This window comes from Paraburkholderia sp. RL18-085-BIA-A (assembly GCF_046027075.1).
Taxonomy (GTDB): Bacteria; Pseudomonadota; Gammaproteobacteria; order Burkholderiales; family Burkholderiaceae; genus Paraburkholderia.
This window is the reverse complement of sequence record NZ_JARESU010000174.1, coordinates 1-14,432: the sequence shown is the minus strand read 5'-3', so window position 1 is coordinate 14,432 and position 14,432 is coordinate 1. Positions and strand designations below refer to the sequence as shown.

Below are 14,432 nucleotides of genomic sequence, written 5' to 3'. Positions count from 1 at the left end.
AAAGAACGTTCGTGTTTTTTTGTGTGTCTGTCAGACACACGTTGACGCGACAGTCATCGTCAGCCAACCGCCGGTTATCGGGTCAGGAAGTCGTTGACGGTCAGCGACAGCGGCTCGCCCGGTCGCGCCAGCAACTTTCTCTGTGCGACTGCGACGATGCGGTTGCGGCCGTTTTCAAACGTCTTGAGTGCGCGCGTCGCGTCGGCGCCGCGCGGTAGCCAGAAATGTTCTTCGTGTGCGTCACGTTCAACCGCGCCTTCGACCTCGCGCCCGCGGACCGACAGCATGAAAACTACGGCGCGTCCGTCCGGCGAGACGGCGGGCGCGCGATCAAGAATTTCCATGATGCACCTCGACGATATCATTCACAGCGTTTCCGTTTGTGCTGTACCGCGCAGCGATGAATCTACCAGAAGTCAAAATCAGCGCGATCGCCGGCGAGGTCACGTTTCAGCCCCCGTCAGGCGTTCGTGAACGACGATCGTCATGGGGCGTGTCGAGTACTCACGATTTGATTTGCTCAGGCCGGCGTCGCTGCACGCGGTTTTGTGTTTTGTGGTGTCCGTGGGCCGGCACAGACGGTTAGTTGCGTATTTGAAATCAACCTTTCTCATGAATGGCGAGCTTTTTCAGGAGTAAGCGTGTGCCACGACCTGACGGGTGCCACGACACTGCAGCGTGAAAACACCAATAAGACTGGATTCACCAGCGAGACCGCAATAGTCGCTTCTGAAGAAGCGTTCGTAGATCGCGGCGCGTATCGGTGACGACGTGAATGTAGATGGCGTCGTCGCGCACCTCATATATAACCCGGTGCTGACCGCTCAACGCTTCCCGGAAATTCAGACCGCCGAAATCTGAAAGCTCCGCCGGGACATAACCGCTCTGCGGGAACTGCCTGATATTTCCAAGTGTCACGGCCAATTCCGCGGACGTTTGCTTCCACGTCCCAGCACCGAAGCTTTTGAGGATGTAGCGACGCAATTCCTTCGTATCTTCCTGCGCCTCGTCGAGAACCAGGAGCTTCAACTTCGTCTGCCCCATCAGCGGATCTGCTCCTTCCGATCAAGATCGTCGAGCTCGGCAAGAAACTCATCAGCATCCTTGAATTTTCCGTGCTCGATGTCCTTCTGGCCCAACGCCAAAATCTTGAGCAGCGCCAGTGTTTGCTGGGTGTCCTCGTAGCTTTGCACGTCCTGCACGACGAGCTTCGCCTCGCCATTCTGTGTAATGAGCAGCGGTTCGCCAGAAGCCGTCAAATCCTTGACGATCTGCGCCGCGTCGCTTTTCAGGTAACTAATTGGCTTTACGTGGTCTGCCAGTCTCATGTCTGATCCCTCGTTTGTCTCTCCATGAGACCAAATATAGACCAAATTAAGTCTTAACGAAAGCCCCGTATCGAATTGGACTTTTTTGACCGTTCACCAGTATGCTCCAATCCAGCCTGGTCACACGATTGGTCAACTGCCGTGAGTACCCTGCCCCCACCCGGCTGGCGGCGCGGGGACGCGTCACGGAGGATACGGCGCTGGCGGGTTCCTCGCATTCGACGTCAGGCAAGGGGGCGTTACGTGAGGTGCTGATCGGCAATTTCGGCCGTGCGGCCGATTCGGGAAGGATGCAGCCATGTCGCCGTGCCGGTCAGCGACGAAATTTTCGGCGATTTGAGCGGACCCCTCGCATCCGCCATAGCGGCCATTGGTTGAGTTGCGCCGGCGACTTTGAAAACGAACGTTGTAGATCGCGCACGGAGGACCAACCCCTCGCGTTGCCAGGCTCCCTGCTCTCTATTATGGCGCTTGACGCCATAACGTCTGTATGGCATCTTACGCCATATGAAGAAGAAAGCCACACTCCTATTCGAGGACCGAACCATTTACCCGGACGGAGCCATTCTCGAAATGCGCATCTGGCGACTTCCGGAAAGCGACGCCGAACGACCGCACGGTCTCAAGTACAGCCTGTTTTACGGTCGTGCAGGTCAGCGAATCATCGGCTACGACAATGAGCGGGGCAAAGGCGACCACCGGCACTATCGCGATCAGGAAGAGCCGTACGCATTTTCGACGCCTGAGCAGATGGTGGCTGATTTTCTGGATGATGTAGAACGTGAGCGAGGTGAATCATGAGCAAACTTAATGTGCATGTTGGTGGCACGCGCGATATGGGTCGTCGATTCGCGGCGGCGTTCAACCGTGCGCAGGCAGGCGAGAATTTCGAAGAGCGGCACGTGACGTTTTTGTCGCTCGAGGAGATGCTGGCTGCGCTGTCGCCAAAGCGCCTCGAGATGCTTCGTCATCTACATCGCGAAGGCGCAGAGAACGTGAAGGCGTTGGCAACCGCGCTGGATCGGGACTACAAACGGGTCTACGAAGACGTGGTGATTCTGGAGAATGCTGGCCTTGTCGTGCGTGAAGAAGGACGTCTGAGCGCGCCGTGGGACGCGTTGACCGCCGAGGTTTCTTTGTGACCGAATCGCGACAGGCGACCATGGGTGCGCCTCGTGATGATCGTCGGCTAGGCGACGATGGTGTCGTTCAATCCGACCAGCGGCATGTACCGTGCCGAGTTTGTCAGCCTGAATGACGCTGCCGACTTTTACGCGCGCCACAGGGCGCTAGTGCTCCTCGAAGGTGCAGTTTTATTGGCCGTGCCTCTCGCCGGTTGCGCGCGCAGTGGCGTCGGGCCGACGGCTCGCGCGTGAGCACCGATTCATACATCCAGATCGAGCCTCACGTCTTCCCCGACGTCAACGTCAATCGGCCTCATGCCTCATCGCTCGGATCCACCAGATCAACCCGGAACTGCCACCCTTCGAACGCCATTAACATCGCGCCAAAATCGGTCCAGTCGACCCGCCTGCCGTCAATGACCACACATGGCATGCGGCCGTTGTCATTGCCGTCCCACTCGATTCGCCCACGCACCGTCGTTCCGGCTACATTGAGCTCGCCCGCATACTCGACCAGGTGTCTGACCGCCAAAGTGCGCTTGACCTTCTGCACCAGATCTCCGAGTAGCTCGAACGGATCCGACTTGGGATCGCCGAGAAGCTGGAAACGGAAGCCTGTGCAGTCCTCGTTCCCGGAAACCAGCTCGAATGCCTCCAGCGAGAGCTGGTCGCCGAACAGCAGGCTGCGGAAATGGAACTCATGTACGACACCATCAGCATCGGCCAGACGCACTGGCGTGAACCCCGGATGTTCGAAAGTGTGGATCTCCGCAAGATGCGCCATCTCGACGTTGAAACAGCGACTACATAGTAACCGGAACGCGCCATCGGCTGAAGCGACGCTGACTACGTCGTGCGGTGGCGTGACAGCTCCGCACCGGACACAGGTGCTATCGGGCATCAACGTTCCTCCCGCTGCTATCACACTGAAGGTAATTATTGTCGCATCTTTAATGGTGCGATGCTCACTCGCCGGGCCGTCCCCGGGCTGATATTCATATGCATTACTACGCAATGTTGCTAACTCCTTTTATGTCAAATCGTGGAGCCGGTGCCAGCGCGACTCTGCAAACTTTCAGGCACACGTACCGACCTGCGCCGCCCCCTGCGGATCTTCGTCAGCTACTGAAGCGCCGGTATCGCAACTCCCGCTGGCTGCGAATGGCGACCACGAGCACAACATCCAACTCCGCGACGAATCGGTAAAGCGCAAGGTAGCCGTGAGTTCCGTTTGAAATCACCAGCTCCCGCAGCGGGCTAGTCGCGCCGACGGGTCGTCCGATTTGCGGACTCGACTGAAGGATGTCCAGTGCGCGAACAATGTCGTCAATGCGGGTCGCCGCGGTCTCCGGGGCATGCTCGAACAGGAAGTCGAAGATACGGTCAAAATCCTCGCGGATTTCAGGCGCGAGTATTATCCGCGCCATCTCTTGACCTTAGGGGTTGCCTGAGCGTGGCCCGCGGCGCGTTCGCCCAGATAGTCACGCATATCGGCCCAGTCAATTCCGAGGCCGTTCGTCAGCATGTTGGCGAGCCGGTCATTCCCTTCGTTGAGAAACTCATGCCGCAACTCTTCGCTGGTAACCCTTTCGGCAATCGCCTCAAGCATGAAGCTGTGTGCGGTTGTTCCCGATTCCTCCGCAAGTCTCGCCACCCGGTCGCGTAGGTCCGGCGGCAGGCGCAACGTGGTGGTGGACATGGAGACCTCCTAATGTGTCACAACTGTGCTACATCGTACTCCTTTCCTCTCGTCGATGCACGCGTACGTCGCGTCCTAATCAGGCGTGGTGCAATGCGCTAAAAAAGGGACAATGTTAATTATGTCAAATCACGGAGCCGAGTTGTGACGTACTGGCGCCGCTCATTCACATAAAAGAAATTCCATCAATGGTGTAGGCGCCAAATTGTAATGTCGCATCTGAGCTGAATACAGATGTCGCAGTACGCTGCGACGGCGTGCCATGCTGAGCCTCCATTTTTTCACGGAGGTTCCGCGGGGCCAGACCGGAGATGATTACGATGAGCATGCGCGAGGTCGACCGACTCAAGGTCATTAAAGGTGTTGTTGACGGGAATGTGATGCCGCGGCGCGAATGGAAATGCTGCGGGATCCTGGGTTGGTAAGGACGAATCCCGAGCGATTGCCCCCTCGCATGCGCCACCTGCGCCGAGCCTCTCTCTGCGCCGACACTTTCGATGATGACGATCTTCTTGTCGCGCCCGATTGGGGCCACCGCCCGGCGTGCACAAAGTCGCTCGGCGGGACGATTCAGGAAGACGCCGAGAGGAGCGCGCCGAACCGTGTCTCACCGACGCGCCCGCCGTGAAGTGACCCACGTCCGTGGTTCCTGAAGTGAAATCACATCGACTTGTCGTCGTCACCCTGCTCGTGGAGCGGGTCCGGGCTCTTCTGGGTCGCGCGCAGCACGCCCGTATCGTCGAAATAGAAGTGGAAGAGCTGGTACCACACGCCGTCTTCCAAATAGCGATAGCTCCACACCTCTCACGCGGCATCAATGGAAAGTAAGCCGTTTCCTCCGGGCGGCCGAAGTTGACAAGCACGTCTTTCTTCGTCCACTTGTCGACCTCCGCCCGATAGAACTCGCTCGGCTGAAGCACTTGCCGGACGCTGATCAACCTTGCCCATCGCATCGATGTCCGCAGCCGTGGTGACTTCACCCATCGGCTGCGTCGGCCACATCAGACGCTTCGCGCCGCCAGGCAAGTGGTAGACCTCGCCCGGCTGGCCTAGCCTGGCGATGACATCGCCTTCCGGTTCGCCGGCCTCGAAGCCTTCCCAAGGCTGCGCACATGCGCCCAACACTAGCACCGCCGAACAGGTCAGCGCAGCGGCGGCCCTGCTACACGCACGCTGCAGCGTGAAGCTGTTCCTCATCGCTGTCACGTCACACTCCATACAGCAGGCCAGTCCAGATCTTTGACACGGAACGCACCATAAGATCTGGCGGCGACCAACTCCCAGGCAATCGGCTGCATGGCGGCCGTCAGCTACGTGTCGTGCCCGCGAAAATCGCTGCACGATCGGGCCCTTGCAGCGCATCCAGTCTCGATTCGAGGCTGTGCGCTTGCGCCTGGGCCCAAGCAGCGCAGAGACCGTCTACAGCTGCTGCAGCGTTCGCGGATCGACGTCACCGTCGCAGTATTTGCGCAGCGCTTCCCTAAAAATTTCGTTGTCGCTCGTGGCACGCGCGAACAGGGTGAGCGACGACCGAAACTTCAGGTCATGCGGAAATCCGAAAATTTCCTCTATCGAACGGTCTTTGACACGGTTGACCAGTCGCGTTGCTCCCCGCAGCCGTTGCCCGAGTATCGGATGATGCAGATACGCCTCGGCCTCGGCCAACGACGAGGTCGCGAACCGCTGCGCCATTGCGCTTGTCCCGAGGCCCTGGATCTGCGGAAATACGAACCACATCCAGTGGCTTCGATTACGCCCGTCACGCAATTCTTCAAATACATGTGCGTAATAACGAAACCTCAGTGTTCCAGTTGCCCTTCCATGGCCCCCTCCTGATCTCTCAACGCATCCTAATCGGAAAGCAGCTTTCATGCGTCGCCGAGCGTCATGGTCGGTTCCCTCGTCCAGCGCTAGCCGGCGTATTTGGCTATGACCAGCCGGTTGCGACCGTCCGGGTGCTCACCCAGCCGCCCATCGCCCACTCGTTTGGAGGTTCGCCATCCGCCGTGTTCTGGCACAACCAGCTTCCGCAGACCGTGCAATTCCAGTTGTTGCTGATCTTCGTGACGTGGCCCGGCGACCCGATTTCACTGACTCCGGAATCGGCGAGATCACCATGCGGGGGAACGCTAGATGGCTTTCCAACCAATTTGAGACAGGCATTGCAAGGCTGCATAACTGCCTCCAAGGATCTCTTTCGAGGAATCCGTGCTTGCGGCCTATACGGAGTTCTCGTCGCACCACCGGATCGCCCAGCGCTGCGACGCCTCGATAGCGTCTGCGTCGGAGGGATAGTCGCTGAGGTCGCCTGAATACTTCACTTCAACGGCATCGCCACCCTTCGGGGCGCGCCGGTAGATCTTGGCGCGGGCGTAGTAGTCGCCGCCCTCATCAATAGGCGACGCGTCGATGTGGAACTCCTTGTAGTCGAACTTCATGACCATCTCCGCAGGCGTACGCTACTCGCCGTCGCGCTGGAAAAGCTGTGGGCACCACGCCGCGTCTCGACCTAGGTGCACTGGCTTGTTCCGGTAGTCGCAGTCGCAAGAAAAAACATATCCTTCCTCGTCGAGTTGGGGCTCGCCCCATCGAAGGCGAACCGCGCACTGCAGTTTCGGCAGGTCCACATGGCTGTCTCCATCGCCGTTTTCGAAGCTTCACCGGTTGTTGAGGTTCGGATCGTCGACGCGACAATTCAGATCTCACGTTGTTTGAGCAACTTGCTGGCAAGAGCGCGCGCCGCATCTCGCGCCTGATCCTCACGCGCGAATTCCTGTTCAGTTTCGTGCGGATCGTCCGACTCAGGTTCAGCGCCCACTCGCCGCAGATGCACGATTCCCCTATAAGAGCCTGCCGCAGTCTTCATCACGCGAACTCGCGCCACATGCGTGTGAGTTGCGTAGACCTCATCTTCCACAGCGATCTCCCTTCTACTTCCCTCGGAATCGTAGCATGCAATAACGGCGCGAGCGGCAATCCCGCGACATGAGCATTCGCTGTTGCAAAACTCGTCCCGCGGGGCTCGCTCTATAACGCGTCCGCGCTGGTTGTTGCGCGCTTTGGAGGTCGATGGGCTGGAATCGCCTCCAACCCGTAACCAACGGTTGACGGCTAAAAAAGGGGTACCAACACCATGTCAATTGGTTCAGCGCGCATCGAAGCAACCGGTGCAATAAGAGATTTGCTAACGAAAGCCGGCCTTCCCGCATCCGACATATCTGAGACGACGACATCGCCTTCTTCAATTTCGAAAGCGATGGACACGTGGTTACTGGGTGCGTCGGGCTCGAGGCAAATGGCAAAACACGTTGTTGGCAAGTCGACGGGGGCGGCGAAAATAGCCGGCATGAAACGAACCGCCCAATCGCACGGCTCCCCTGCCACCTCGGCCATTTCGTTTGCGGGCTATCGCTTCCCGCCCGACGTGATCGGCTACGCGGTGTGGTTGTACTACCGGTTCCCGCTGAGCCTGCGCATGGTCGAAGAGTTGCTGGCCGTGCGCGGCAGTGAACCCACGTATGAGACTGTGCGACGCCGGGTGGTGAAATTCGGCTTCGGCATTGCGGTGTATCCGGCCCACCGCCCTGGCGCGAGGCGACAAGTGGCATCTCGATGAAGTGGTCGTCACGATCAACGGGACGAAACACTGGTTGTGGCGCGCGGTAGACCAGCATGGCACGGTGCTCGACGTGCTGGTGCAATGCCGGCGCGACATGAGGTACACCCGAAACGGACAGATGAGCTCGATTGCGACCACCTACACTTATTTTTCGGTGGCGTCGTCTTCGTTGACCCTGGCGCAAATGAGTTCATGGAAAACGTTGTTGTGAACATTAAGGAGACGGCCATGCAACTTTTTATTTCTCGCAATCGGATAGGTTGGATCGCTTTGGGCGTCGTTTTTGTCCTCAGCGCCAACGCTCAAGAAGTACAAAGCCCGACCAAAATCGCGAACGGCGCAAGATGCGCTGCGGCACGGCCACCCACGGCAGACGTTTCACGCGAAAGCAACCTGTGCCAATCCGGCCGTTGCATGCCAGGACCAGGGAACTCTGACGCAAACGTCGCGTGGTATTGCACAAGCTCCGGCATGAACTGTGCGCAGCCTGGCGGTGATGGAGCCGTATTTGGAGCAACGATGTCTGCCGCTGGCGTGCCATACACCTGTCGGCACGGTGACGGCGTGGATGTTGAGGGACCGTCAAGGTTTGCCCCGTAGATTCAGAAACTGGTGTCCGCTTGGCGGAGGCTTGTGTCGATGACCGTTGAGCGCCGCCGGCGCAGATTCGCAGTAGGCCGGCCTAGAAGTCGGCCGTCTCTGTTGCCGGCGCTACGCCGTGCCCGAAACGGGCGCCCGGATTCCCGCGTCGCTCCGACAGCTCGCGTAGCCGCGCGAGGACCGCGCGCTGCACGCCGCGATCGGCCTTCCCGACCTCATCGATGATGACCTCGTACAGCTCCTCGAGCCTCGCCTGATTAAAGACGGCCTCCCGGTGCTTGACGACCAAACTGGCCGTCTGCGCGAGTGCAGCGTGCCCCGCCTTCAAGAGCAGCGGATTTTTCAGACGCCCTCGTCGACCCGTCTCCGGATCAATCGGCCACGCGTAGTCGATCAACGCACGGGCCGCCGCGTCCATCTCAGCGATGCGATGATCGAATTCAAACCCGCGCAGCTCGACGTCTGCCGCGATCGGCGTAACCGGCGTGAGCGGACGCGTGACGACCGCGACAGCCTCCGCCGGCTGTTCGACGTCGGTGCGCTCGCCAAGGCAAACCAGCCGGCACCAACTTTCCCAAGTCGGCTTCCCGATGTTCGGAAAGAGCTTTCTCGCAGCTCGTTGCCCCTCGACCGTGCCGAGGCGTCCGACGTGCTCGCGGATCGCGATTAGGGCGTTGGTGCGGTCTGGATGTGCTTCACGGGGCATTTTGTGCGCATGCATAGGTATTCATGCGCGCAATATGGAATCACGACCGAGGGCCTAGGCCTGCCGGGCCTCGCGGGACGACTGCTCACATATTAAGCAGGCCGATTTTCTGCAAACGGCGCCTGTTTGGCCGCCTGCACGCCATCTTTCATCACCTTCCAGCCCTTCCACGCGATCACCGCACTGCAGTCCACACCCGCACCCCCAGACCTGCAGACTTTTTGCAGACTCGCGTACGGCGGCGTCCCGTCCGACAATGGAACCAGTACGCCAACGCGCGTGCTCGTGATAGGGGAGATCGCCATGCAAATGACTCACGAATCCGTCGACGCTGAACTCGCCAAGCTGCTCCGCGACAAGCCGCGCGGCACGACAGCGGACCTGACCGACTTTGCCGTCGCCTACTGGAACGGCGAGCGCGTGGTCTACACGTTTTTGCACGAGGACGGGCACGGCGCGCCGGATGATGAATTCGACCTAACCGATTACGCCCTCGAGCTGTGGCACGATGAATTCGCCGCCTGGTTCGCCGCGCCTCACTTCACCGAGGCACGCCCGGAAGTGCTCGAGTGGATCAAAGCCACCCTGCCCTCGTCGACGTCATCCTGATCACCTGCGAGCCGCGCCGCACGCCCGCAAATCACGTCATCTGTCGTCGACCCGCTCTCCGGTCAAAGCCGCAAACTGAACTCGCAGCTTTTCAACCTTTCGGCGCATCTCCGCCGATGCGTGGTGGCCCTCTTCTTCGAGCGCCCCGATGTCCTCCTCGATTTCCTCAATCGTCGACTTCATTTGCTCGAAGGCTCCGACTGGGGCCTTTTCGTATCGGTCTTTCATCTGCTTCCTCCACCACGTGGATGCCACACCACGCGCCTCGCCATGCCGCCCGCGCCATACGCACCTATCTTGCGCTCACCCGAACGCCGGCAGGAACGCCCGCGCATAAATGGGGGCCGCTCGCGTATAAGCTGGGGCGGCCGCCGGGTCTAAATCCCGCTCCACCGTATGAGAGGGCGCCGCTGTGAACCGGTTGCCCGTCTTGACCGCATGGATGCCGACGCAACAGGCGTCGCATTCCTCCGGCAGTCATCTCCGGCAGTTATCAGACGGCTGTTGCATGGAAGAAGGCGGCCTCGGATGCGTACAAGATCGCCACTTCCAAGTCACCGACGCTCACAAAGCTGGTCGACGCACGGAATGCAATGAACGTTGCAGCGCGTGTGGCATGACTGTCGCCGAATTGATCGAGGACCTGGGCAAGTTCCCGCCGCATCACGTCGGCTGTGTGACTCACCCGGACGGCGAATGCGGTGGTGAGGACGGGCTGAGCATTCTTCCTGCCGTCAGCGAGTCGTACATCGTTGAGGTACGCGCGGCCGGTGCCTGCGAAGTCGTAATTGACGTCACGACGAACTTTTGATGCTCGCCACTGAGAACAAAACGACCATGCCAATGAGAACGCAACCGGCATTACTCGCAGTCACGGCGACCGCTACTGCTGCGTGCCTATCCATCGTCGCAGGCTGGCAGCGCGGCGGGTGGGTAGCAGAGCGCGCGCTGTGGATCGCCGTCGGCGTCGTGCTGGTGGTCGCCGCTCACCTGCTCCCTGCCCTGTGCCGTCCGCATGGATGGCGTATTCGGGTGATCGGCGCCGCGCTGTGGCTCGCCTGCATGGCTGCCACCTGCTACGGGCATGCGGTGTTTTTCGTGATGGCGCAGAAGCATGCCGGCGAGCTGCGCGCCGCGGCCGTGCCGGCAGTCGTTACTCACGGTCGCGGCCCGGCTGAGATTGCAGCCGACCGCGCTGACGCTGTCGCGAAATTGGCTCGAGTTACGGAGCGCCGCTGCGGTGAGCACTGCGCGACCGTCCGGGTTGAGCGCGCAACTCAGACCGCGCGCCTCGAAGCGCTCGCCGTCGAGGCAGCAGAAGCGAAGCGCGCCGAAGCCGCACAAGACAGCGGCACCGCCGCGCGCGCCGCAGCGATGGCTGACCCGGTGACTGGCGCGCTGACCGCATTTGGTTTGCCGGTGGCGCACGCCGACCTGATCGCGGGCCTAGCGTTCGCCGCCATGCTCGAAGGTGTCGCCTGCTTCGCCTGGCTGCTCGCGCTGCGCCCCACTGACGTGACTGAAGTCGCGGTAACGCCCGCCCAGTACGCCAGTCACGCCGCGCCAGTCACGGAAGTAACGGACGCCAGTAACCCGGTCGCGGCGATCCAGTCACCGGCCACCGAGCAGCCAGACGACGTTACCCGCGTCATCACGGCCATCGGCGCCGGCCAGTTGCGCGGGACGGTCATGGAGATCCGGAAGTTTCTCGGATGCTCTCAAGCCACGGCGGCGGCAGTGCGCAAGCAGATCGCGACTCCGACCGGATAGCCTGGTAGATGGGTGCACAGCGAACAAACGAATAAACGGCGTTTGCGCGCCACACGAATAAAAAGAGCAAGAAGTGAGCGATTCCGGAAACCGGTTCGAGTTGCACCTTGGCGGCTGCCGAGAAACGATGCGCGCGATGATCGCCGACGGCCTTAAAGGTATGCGGTCAAACGTGCGGCAGATCGTCAATGCATTTTTCGACATAAGAGCCAGGGACATCCGTGTCAATCCCGTCGTGTCCGTCGGTGTGCGCGACAGACACAATTTTTGGCCCCAGATACCGTGTGCCGCCAAGCGTAAAAAGAGACCAAACAGCATCTCCCCGACGGATCGCGGCGACGACTTCGACCACCCCGACAATTGACGTGGGGGACAACCAGTCACGCGTCGACGGGTCGACGGGAGCCCAACGCACGTGGGTAATCCTGTCGTTCGCCGGGTTGATGCGAACGGCGTCTATAGCAAAAGTAGTCACATCTACCTCCATCGTCCTGACAAAGGGATCCCACCATTATGCGCCGCTTCTTTTGCCAGGGATCAGGAGGATCGATCGTGAGCGCCGTTATCAGCCCCTGCGGCACATATCGCTATCGCCTGACGCGTGCCGCTGAATCGCTTGGGTTGAGCATGACGAACAGGGCCGTCGACCTCGCCGGCGCCAACGAGAACGGCCATTACGACGGCGACATGGCCCGGAACAACGCTCATTGGGTGCACTTCGACGGAATCTTGACAAAGCCGAGTTGGCATCGCGAAGGCTATGCGGACGCCGAGAAAGCCTGCGGCATGGTGAAGGTCGGCAAGAAGGCGGCCGGCCGCCAGCTAGACGGCCGCACGCATGACGAATATCCGGAGGCGACCGTATGAGACTGGGCTTATCACGGACCGAATGCGCCGGAGGCCAAATCCTGCTCGAATTCCACCGTCCAACCAGTGCCATGGCCGGCGTCGTAGACCTTGCTTGTATTGTTGATCAACCGAGTCACTGTGACTTGTCGGCGAATCGGCCCGACAGTTTTGCGAGGGAGATACAACTCTTCGTCAGAGATCGTGAATTCGCCGATGTCGAACCCTTCAGCAGCCGCAGCCGCTGTCACATCTTCTTGTTCGTCCTGCGGAAACTCATGAAACACGTGCGTTGTCATGTGCGCCTCCCGATGACCAGAGGAATCCTAGCATGAAGGAACGCCCGATCCTTTTCAGCGGCGCAATGGTGCGCGCGCTGCTCGATGGCAGCAAGACGCAGACGCGGCGCCTTATGACCCTGCAACCGGTACTGGCCGAGGCACAATGGGCATGGCGCGGTTATTCGTGGGCCTGCGATATGAAGCACCCCATTGATGTCTATACCGGTAGCGCTCTGCAACCCTGCCCGTGCGGCAGTGTCGGCGATCGACTCTATGTGCGCGAAACGTGGGCTCAGCCGACAACGCTCGATCCGGGACCGACGCTTTACCGAGCGGATTACCCCGCATGCGTGCCAGCCAGCTTCGAGAACATTCCGGCGGCAGACGAAATCACGTGGAAGCCGTCGATCCACATGCCACAGGCAATGTCGCGCATCACGCTCGAGGTGACCGGCGTGCGCGTCGAGCGGCTGCAGGACATCTCGAACCGCGATTCGCTTGCTGAGGGGCTGATGAACGTCGGCGGTGTCGGCGCGAAGTATGGCGTCCATGGAACAACGTTCTGGAGCGACGATCCGCGAGAAGCTTATCGTCGACTTTGGGACAGTCTCAACGCCGCGCGCGGCTACGGGTGGGACGTCAATCCATGGGTGTGGGTGGTCGAGTTTCGAAAGGTTGAATCGCGAAATCACCCCTTTTGACCTGCTTTATCCACGAGATTGTCGATATAGGCGCGCGCTGCCTTCTCTCCATGGGCGATTGCTTCGTTCGGCGAGTTGAACAACACACTTGCGCCGATATTGATCTCACCCCACCTGCCATGGGCGTAGAGGAACATCACCGGTATGAAATTTCCGCCGGAAGGCTGAAGCTCTCGGGCCTCGACGGCAAAGGTATGTCCTTTGTATGGCTGGCCGAATTTTGTCGTCATTTTCGCCCCCTGGTGGTTTTCGAGGAATCGTAGCATGCAATACCTGACTGATACGGATCTCGCAGGCGAGCGCCGCGCGCACATCAGCGACTGTGGCGCGTACCGGTATCGCCTTTGGCGCGAGTGGGACCGCAGCAAGCCGACACTAGCGTTTCTGATGCTGAACCCGTCGATGGCCGACCATTTGTCCGACGACCCGACGATCACGCGTTGCATGTCGCGCGCGATCGCGGGCAAGTACGGGCGTCTCGAGGTGGCTAACTTGTTCCCGCTCCGTGCGACCGACCCCGCCGAACCGCTGACCCATCCGGATCCGCTCGGACCTGTTGGGACAGCCGACGGCGCCGTGCTCGACGCGATCGACGATGCGCCGATGGTGATCTGCGCATGGGGTGCGCACTCGGCGGCCTCGGCGCGCGCCGCGGACCTGATGCACATCATTCGGATCACGGGCATGCGCAACAAGCTGTACCACCTCGACCTGAACAAGGATGGCAGCCCGAAGCACCCGCTTTATATCGCCGCCAGCATGCGGCCCAAACCATTCGAATTCACAGCATGACCGCAGCAGCACAACGAATTCTGGAAACCACGCGCAAACACTGGGGTGTGAATTGAGCGACTACCTATCAGCGCACGAGCTGGCCGACCTGGTCGGTTGCAAACCGAATCAGCGCGCAGCCATGGCGCACTGGCTCACCGCGAACCACTGGCGATTCGTCGTCGACAAGAATGGCCTGCCCAAGGTTGCGCGCGAATACCGAGACCGCAAGCTCGGCCTCACCACCGAAACGAAGTCAGCGAAATACGATGCCGGTCCGAACCCATCCCCGAGAACCCGCGTGGGCGAAAAACACCGAAGCGGGGTCGCAAGCAGCACTTTGATCCGGCGATCTTCGAGGAGCGCTTCAGGACCATC

Annotated in this window: 24 protein-coding genes and 2 pseudogenes; 10 read left to right on the top strand and 16 right to left on the bottom strand. The window is 60.2% G+C overall.

Translation table 11 applies throughout. The annotated features are described in order from the left end of the window. Nucleotides 1-74 precede the first annotated feature (74 nt). From P0D89_RS46235 to P0D89_RS46225, 3 genes are all read right to left on the bottom strand, one after another. Entirely contained in the window at nucleotides 75-344 is a 270-nt protein-coding gene (locus P0D89_RS46235) for a DUF1488 family protein (RefSeq protein ID WP_408370634.1), read from the bottom strand. 358 nt (nucleotides 345-702) lie between these two features. Then, nucleotides 703-1,044: a type II toxin-antitoxin system RelE/ParE family toxin gene (locus tag P0D89_RS46230; RefSeq protein WP_408370632.1), complete on the bottom strand. Its 342-nt coding sequence runs from the start codon at nucleotides 1,042-1,044 to the stop codon at nucleotides 703-705. Then, a complete protein-coding gene (locus P0D89_RS46225) occupies nucleotides 1,044-1,328 on the bottom strand; it encodes a type II toxin-antitoxin system Phd/YefM family antitoxin (RefSeq protein WP_408370630.1) in 285 nt (94 codons plus the stop codon). Before P0D89_RS46225 ends, P0D89_RS46230 begins: the two co-directional genes overlap by 1 nt. Before the next feature lie 507 nt (nucleotides 1,329-1,835). Between P0D89_RS46225 and P0D89_RS46220 the strand changes: the two genes are divergently transcribed. Both P0D89_RS46220 and P0D89_RS46215 read left to right on the top strand, forming a co-directional pair. Then, a complete protein-coding gene (locus P0D89_RS46220; RefSeq protein WP_408370628.1) occupies nucleotides 1,836-2,129 on the top strand; it encodes a toxin-antitoxin system TumE family protein in 294 nt (97 codons plus the stop codon). Then, nucleotides 2,126-2,470, top strand: a complete 345-nt coding sequence (locus P0D89_RS46215; protein ID WP_408370626.1) for an HVO_A0114 family putative DNA-binding protein — start codon at nucleotides 2,126-2,128, stop codon at nucleotides 2,468-2,470. The genes P0D89_RS46220 and P0D89_RS46215 overlap by 4 nt, the downstream gene beginning before the upstream one ends. Nucleotides 2,471-2,765: 295 nt before the next feature. On the opposite strand, the gene P0D89_RS46210 is transcribed toward P0D89_RS46215, so the two are convergent. The 8 genes and pseudogenes from P0D89_RS46210 to P0D89_RS46175 all read right to left on the bottom strand — a co-directional run bounded on the left by P0D89_RS46210 (nucleotide 2,766) and on the right by P0D89_RS46175 (nucleotide 7,068). Then, on the bottom strand, nucleotides 2,766-3,353 hold the full coding sequence (locus P0D89_RS46210; RefSeq protein ID WP_408370624.1) for a DUF7713 domain-containing protein: 588 nt from the start codon (nucleotides 3,351-3,353) through the stop codon (nucleotides 2,766-2,768). 217 nt (nucleotides 3,354-3,570) lie between these two features. Beyond that, on the bottom strand, nucleotides 3,571-3,879 hold the full coding sequence (locus tag P0D89_RS46205) for a type II toxin-antitoxin system RelE/ParE family toxin (protein WP_408369072.1): 309 nt from the start codon (nucleotides 3,877-3,879) through the stop codon (nucleotides 3,571-3,573). Beyond that, the gene (locus P0D89_RS46200) at nucleotides 3,867-4,151 is read right to left on the bottom strand and encodes a CopG family ribbon-helix-helix protein (protein ID WP_408369070.1); all 285 of its coding nucleotides are present in this window, start codon (nucleotides 4,149-4,151) and stop codon (nucleotides 3,867-3,869) included. The genes P0D89_RS46205 and P0D89_RS46200 overlap by 13 nt, the downstream gene beginning before the upstream one ends. A gap of 166 nt (nucleotides 4,152-4,317) precedes the next feature. After that, on the bottom strand, nucleotides 4,318-4,686 hold the full coding sequence (locus P0D89_RS46195) for a hypothetical protein (RefSeq protein WP_408378792.1): 369 nt from the start codon (nucleotides 4,684-4,686) through the stop codon (nucleotides 4,318-4,320). Between the two features lie 125 nt (nucleotides 4,687-4,811). After that, nucleotides 4,812-5,348 (bottom strand): annotated as a pseudogene (locus P0D89_RS46190) (hypothetical protein). Nucleotides 5,349-5,570: 222 nt separating this feature from the next. Beyond that, the gene (locus tag P0D89_RS46185) at nucleotides 5,571-6,023 is read right to left on the bottom strand and encodes a DUF1810 domain-containing protein (protein WP_408369066.1); all 453 of its coding nucleotides are present in this window, start codon (nucleotides 6,021-6,023) and stop codon (nucleotides 5,571-5,573) included. A 347-nt stretch (nucleotides 6,024-6,370) separates the two neighbouring features. Beyond that, entirely contained in the window at nucleotides 6,371-6,589 is a 219-nt protein-coding gene (locus tag P0D89_RS46180; RefSeq protein WP_408369064.1) for a hypothetical protein, read from the bottom strand. Nucleotides 6,590-6,846: 257 nt separating this feature from the next. Then, nucleotides 6,847-7,068: a hypothetical protein gene (locus P0D89_RS46175; RefSeq protein ID WP_408369062.1), complete on the bottom strand. Its 222-nt coding sequence runs from the start codon at nucleotides 7,066-7,068 to the stop codon at nucleotides 6,847-6,849. A gap of 429 nt (nucleotides 7,069-7,497) precedes the next feature. Here P0D89_RS46175 and P0D89_RS46170 point away from each other — a divergent pair. Then, nucleotides 7,498-7,870 (top strand): annotated as a pseudogene (locus tag P0D89_RS46170) (IS6 family transposase); the annotation flags it as partial. Between the two features lie 582 nt (nucleotides 7,871-8,452). Here the strand turns inward: P0D89_RS46170 and P0D89_RS46165 are convergent. Further along, nucleotides 8,453-9,076, bottom strand: coding sequence for a hypothetical protein (locus tag P0D89_RS46165; protein WP_408378789.1), 624 nt, complete (start codon nucleotides 9,074-9,076; stop codon nucleotides 8,453-8,455). A 126-nt stretch (nucleotides 9,077-9,202) separates the two neighbouring features. On the opposite strand from P0D89_RS46165, the gene P0D89_RS46160 reads away from it, so the two are divergent. Then, the gene (locus tag P0D89_RS46160) at nucleotides 9,203-9,685 is read left to right on the top strand and encodes a hypothetical protein (RefSeq protein ID WP_408378786.1); all 483 of its coding nucleotides are present in this window, start codon (nucleotides 9,203-9,205) and stop codon (nucleotides 9,683-9,685) included. 36 nt (nucleotides 9,686-9,721) lie between these two features. Here the strand turns inward: P0D89_RS46160 and P0D89_RS46155 are convergent, their stop codons facing one another. Next, complete coding sequence (locus P0D89_RS46155; RefSeq protein WP_149676450.1) at nucleotides 9,722-9,913, bottom strand: hypothetical protein; 192 nt, start codon at nucleotides 9,911-9,913, stop codon at nucleotides 9,722-9,724. Between the two features lie 388 nt (nucleotides 9,914-10,301). Here P0D89_RS46155 and P0D89_RS46150 point away from each other — a divergent pair, with 388 nt between their 5' ends. Together P0D89_RS46150 and P0D89_RS46145 are read left to right on the top strand one after the other, a co-directional pair. Further along, nucleotides 10,302-10,496, top strand: coding sequence for a hypothetical protein (locus P0D89_RS46150; RefSeq protein WP_408369056.1), 195 nt, complete (start codon nucleotides 10,302-10,304; stop codon nucleotides 10,494-10,496). A gap of 32 nt (nucleotides 10,497-10,528) precedes the next feature. Then, nucleotides 10,529-11,455 (top strand): hypothetical protein, encoded by a 927-nt coding sequence (locus P0D89_RS46145; protein WP_408369054.1) that lies wholly within the window; start codon nucleotides 10,529-10,531, stop codon nucleotides 11,453-11,455. Between the two features lie 166 nt (nucleotides 11,456-11,621). Here P0D89_RS46145 and P0D89_RS46140 read toward each other — a convergent pair whose 3' ends face one another. Further along, nucleotides 11,622-11,930: a hypothetical protein gene (locus P0D89_RS46140; RefSeq protein WP_408369052.1), complete on the bottom strand. Its 309-nt coding sequence runs from the start codon at nucleotides 11,928-11,930 to the stop codon at nucleotides 11,622-11,624. A gap of 77 nt (nucleotides 11,931-12,007) precedes the next feature. Here P0D89_RS46140 and P0D89_RS46135 point away from each other — a divergent pair, with 77 nt between their 5' ends. After that, nucleotides 12,008-12,322: a hypothetical protein gene (locus tag P0D89_RS46135; protein WP_408369050.1), complete on the top strand. Its 315-nt coding sequence runs from the start codon at nucleotides 12,008-12,010 to the stop codon at nucleotides 12,320-12,322. An 11-nt stretch (nucleotides 12,323-12,333) separates the two neighbouring features. On the opposite strand, the gene P0D89_RS46130 is transcribed toward P0D89_RS46135, so the two are convergent. After that, complete coding sequence (locus tag P0D89_RS46130) at nucleotides 12,334-12,600, bottom strand: hypothetical protein (RefSeq protein ID WP_408369048.1); 267 nt, start codon at nucleotides 12,598-12,600, stop codon at nucleotides 12,334-12,336. Nucleotides 12,601-12,632: 32 nt separating this feature from the next. Here P0D89_RS46130 and P0D89_RS46125 point away from each other — a divergent pair, with 32 nt between their 5' ends. Then, entirely contained in the window at nucleotides 12,633-13,283 is a 651-nt protein-coding gene (locus P0D89_RS46125; RefSeq protein WP_408369046.1) for a hypothetical protein, read from the top strand. Here the strand turns inward: P0D89_RS46125 and P0D89_RS46120 are convergent. After that, nucleotides 13,271-13,513 (bottom strand): hypothetical protein, encoded by a 243-nt coding sequence (locus tag P0D89_RS46120; protein WP_408369045.1) that lies wholly within the window; start codon nucleotides 13,511-13,513, stop codon nucleotides 13,271-13,273. The two genes, P0D89_RS46125 and P0D89_RS46120, sit on opposite strands and share 13 nt — an antisense overlap. A 34-nt stretch (nucleotides 13,514-13,547) precedes the next feature. Here P0D89_RS46120 and P0D89_RS46115 point away from each other — a divergent pair, with 34 nt between their 5' ends. Next, nucleotides 13,548-14,075, top strand: a complete 528-nt coding sequence (locus tag P0D89_RS46115; RefSeq protein ID WP_408369043.1) for a DUF1643 domain-containing protein — start codon at nucleotides 13,548-13,550, stop codon at nucleotides 14,073-14,075. A gap of 52 nt (nucleotides 14,076-14,127) precedes the next feature. After that, nucleotides 14,128-14,432: DUF4224 domain-containing protein (locus P0D89_RS46110; protein ID WP_408378783.1), on the top strand; the 305-nt coding region annotated here is incomplete at its 3' end.

What these genes read in the sequence shown, in the direction of transcription:
- P0D89_RS46165 (WP_408378789.1), bottom strand. Translation starts at nt 9,076, where the DNA reads ATGCCCCGTGAAGCACATCCAGACCGCACCAACGCCCTAATCGCGATC.
- P0D89_RS46225 (WP_408370630.1), bottom strand. Translation starts at nt 1,328, where the DNA reads ATGAGACTGGCAGACCACGTAAAGCCAATTAGTTACCTGAAAAGCGAC.
- P0D89_RS46155 (WP_149676450.1), bottom strand. Translation starts at nt 9,913, where the DNA reads ATGAAAGACCGATACGAAAAGGCCCCAGTCGGAGCCTTCGAGCAAATG.
- P0D89_RS46120 (WP_408369045.1), bottom strand. Translation starts at nt 13,513, where the DNA reads ATGACGACAAAATTCGGCCAGCCATACAAAGGACATACCTTTGCCGTC.
- P0D89_RS46215 (WP_408370626.1), top strand. Translation starts at nt 2,126, where the DNA reads ATGAGCAAACTTAATGTGCATGTTGGTGGCACGCGCGATATGGGTCGT.
- P0D89_RS46205 (WP_408369072.1), bottom strand. Translation starts at nt 3,879, where the DNA reads ATGGCGCGGATAATACTCGCGCCTGAAATCCGCGAGGATTTTGACCGT.
- P0D89_RS46150 (WP_408369056.1), top strand. Translation starts at nt 10,302, where the DNA reads ATGACTGTCGCCGAATTGATCGAGGACCTGGGCAAGTTCCCGCCGCAT.
- P0D89_RS46180 (WP_408369064.1), bottom strand. Translation starts at nt 6,589, where the DNA reads ATGAAGTTCGACTACAAGGAGTTCCACATCGACGCGTCGCCTATTGAT.
- P0D89_RS46230 (WP_408370632.1), bottom strand. Translation starts at nt 1,044, where the DNA reads ATGGGGCAGACGAAGTTGAAGCTCCTGGTTCTCGACGAGGCGCAGGAA.
- P0D89_RS46130 (WP_408369048.1), bottom strand. Translation starts at nt 12,600, where the DNA reads ATGACAACGCACGTGTTTCATGAGTTTCCGCAGGACGAACAAGAAGAT.
- P0D89_RS46115 (WP_408369043.1), top strand. Translation starts at nt 13,548, where the DNA reads ATGCAATACCTGACTGATACGGATCTCGCAGGCGAGCGCCGCGCGCAC.
- P0D89_RS46210 (WP_408370624.1), bottom strand. Translation starts at nt 3,353, where the DNA reads ATGCCCGATAGCACCTGTGTCCGGTGCGGAGCTGTCACGCCACCGCAC.
- P0D89_RS46145 (WP_408369054.1), top strand. Translation starts at nt 10,529, where the DNA reads ATGAGAACGCAACCGGCATTACTCGCAGTCACGGCGACCGCTACTGCT.
- P0D89_RS46125 (WP_408369046.1), top strand. Translation starts at nt 12,633, where the DNA reads ATGAAGGAACGCCCGATCCTTTTCAGCGGCGCAATGGTGCGCGCGCTG.
- P0D89_RS46200 (WP_408369070.1), bottom strand. Translation starts at nt 4,151, where the DNA reads ATGTCCACCACCACGTTGCGCCTGCCGCCGGACCTACGCGACCGGGTG.
- P0D89_RS46220 (WP_408370628.1), top strand. Translation starts at nt 1,836, where the DNA reads ATGAAGAAGAAAGCCACACTCCTATTCGAGGACCGAACCATTTACCCG.
- P0D89_RS46185 (WP_408369066.1), bottom strand. Translation starts at nt 6,023, where the DNA reads ATGAAAGCTGCTTTCCGATTAGGATGCGTTGAGAGATCAGGAGGGGGC.
- P0D89_RS46235 (WP_408370634.1), bottom strand. Translation starts at nt 344, where the DNA reads ATGGAAATTCTTGATCGCGCGCCCGCCGTCTCGCCGGACGGACGCGCC.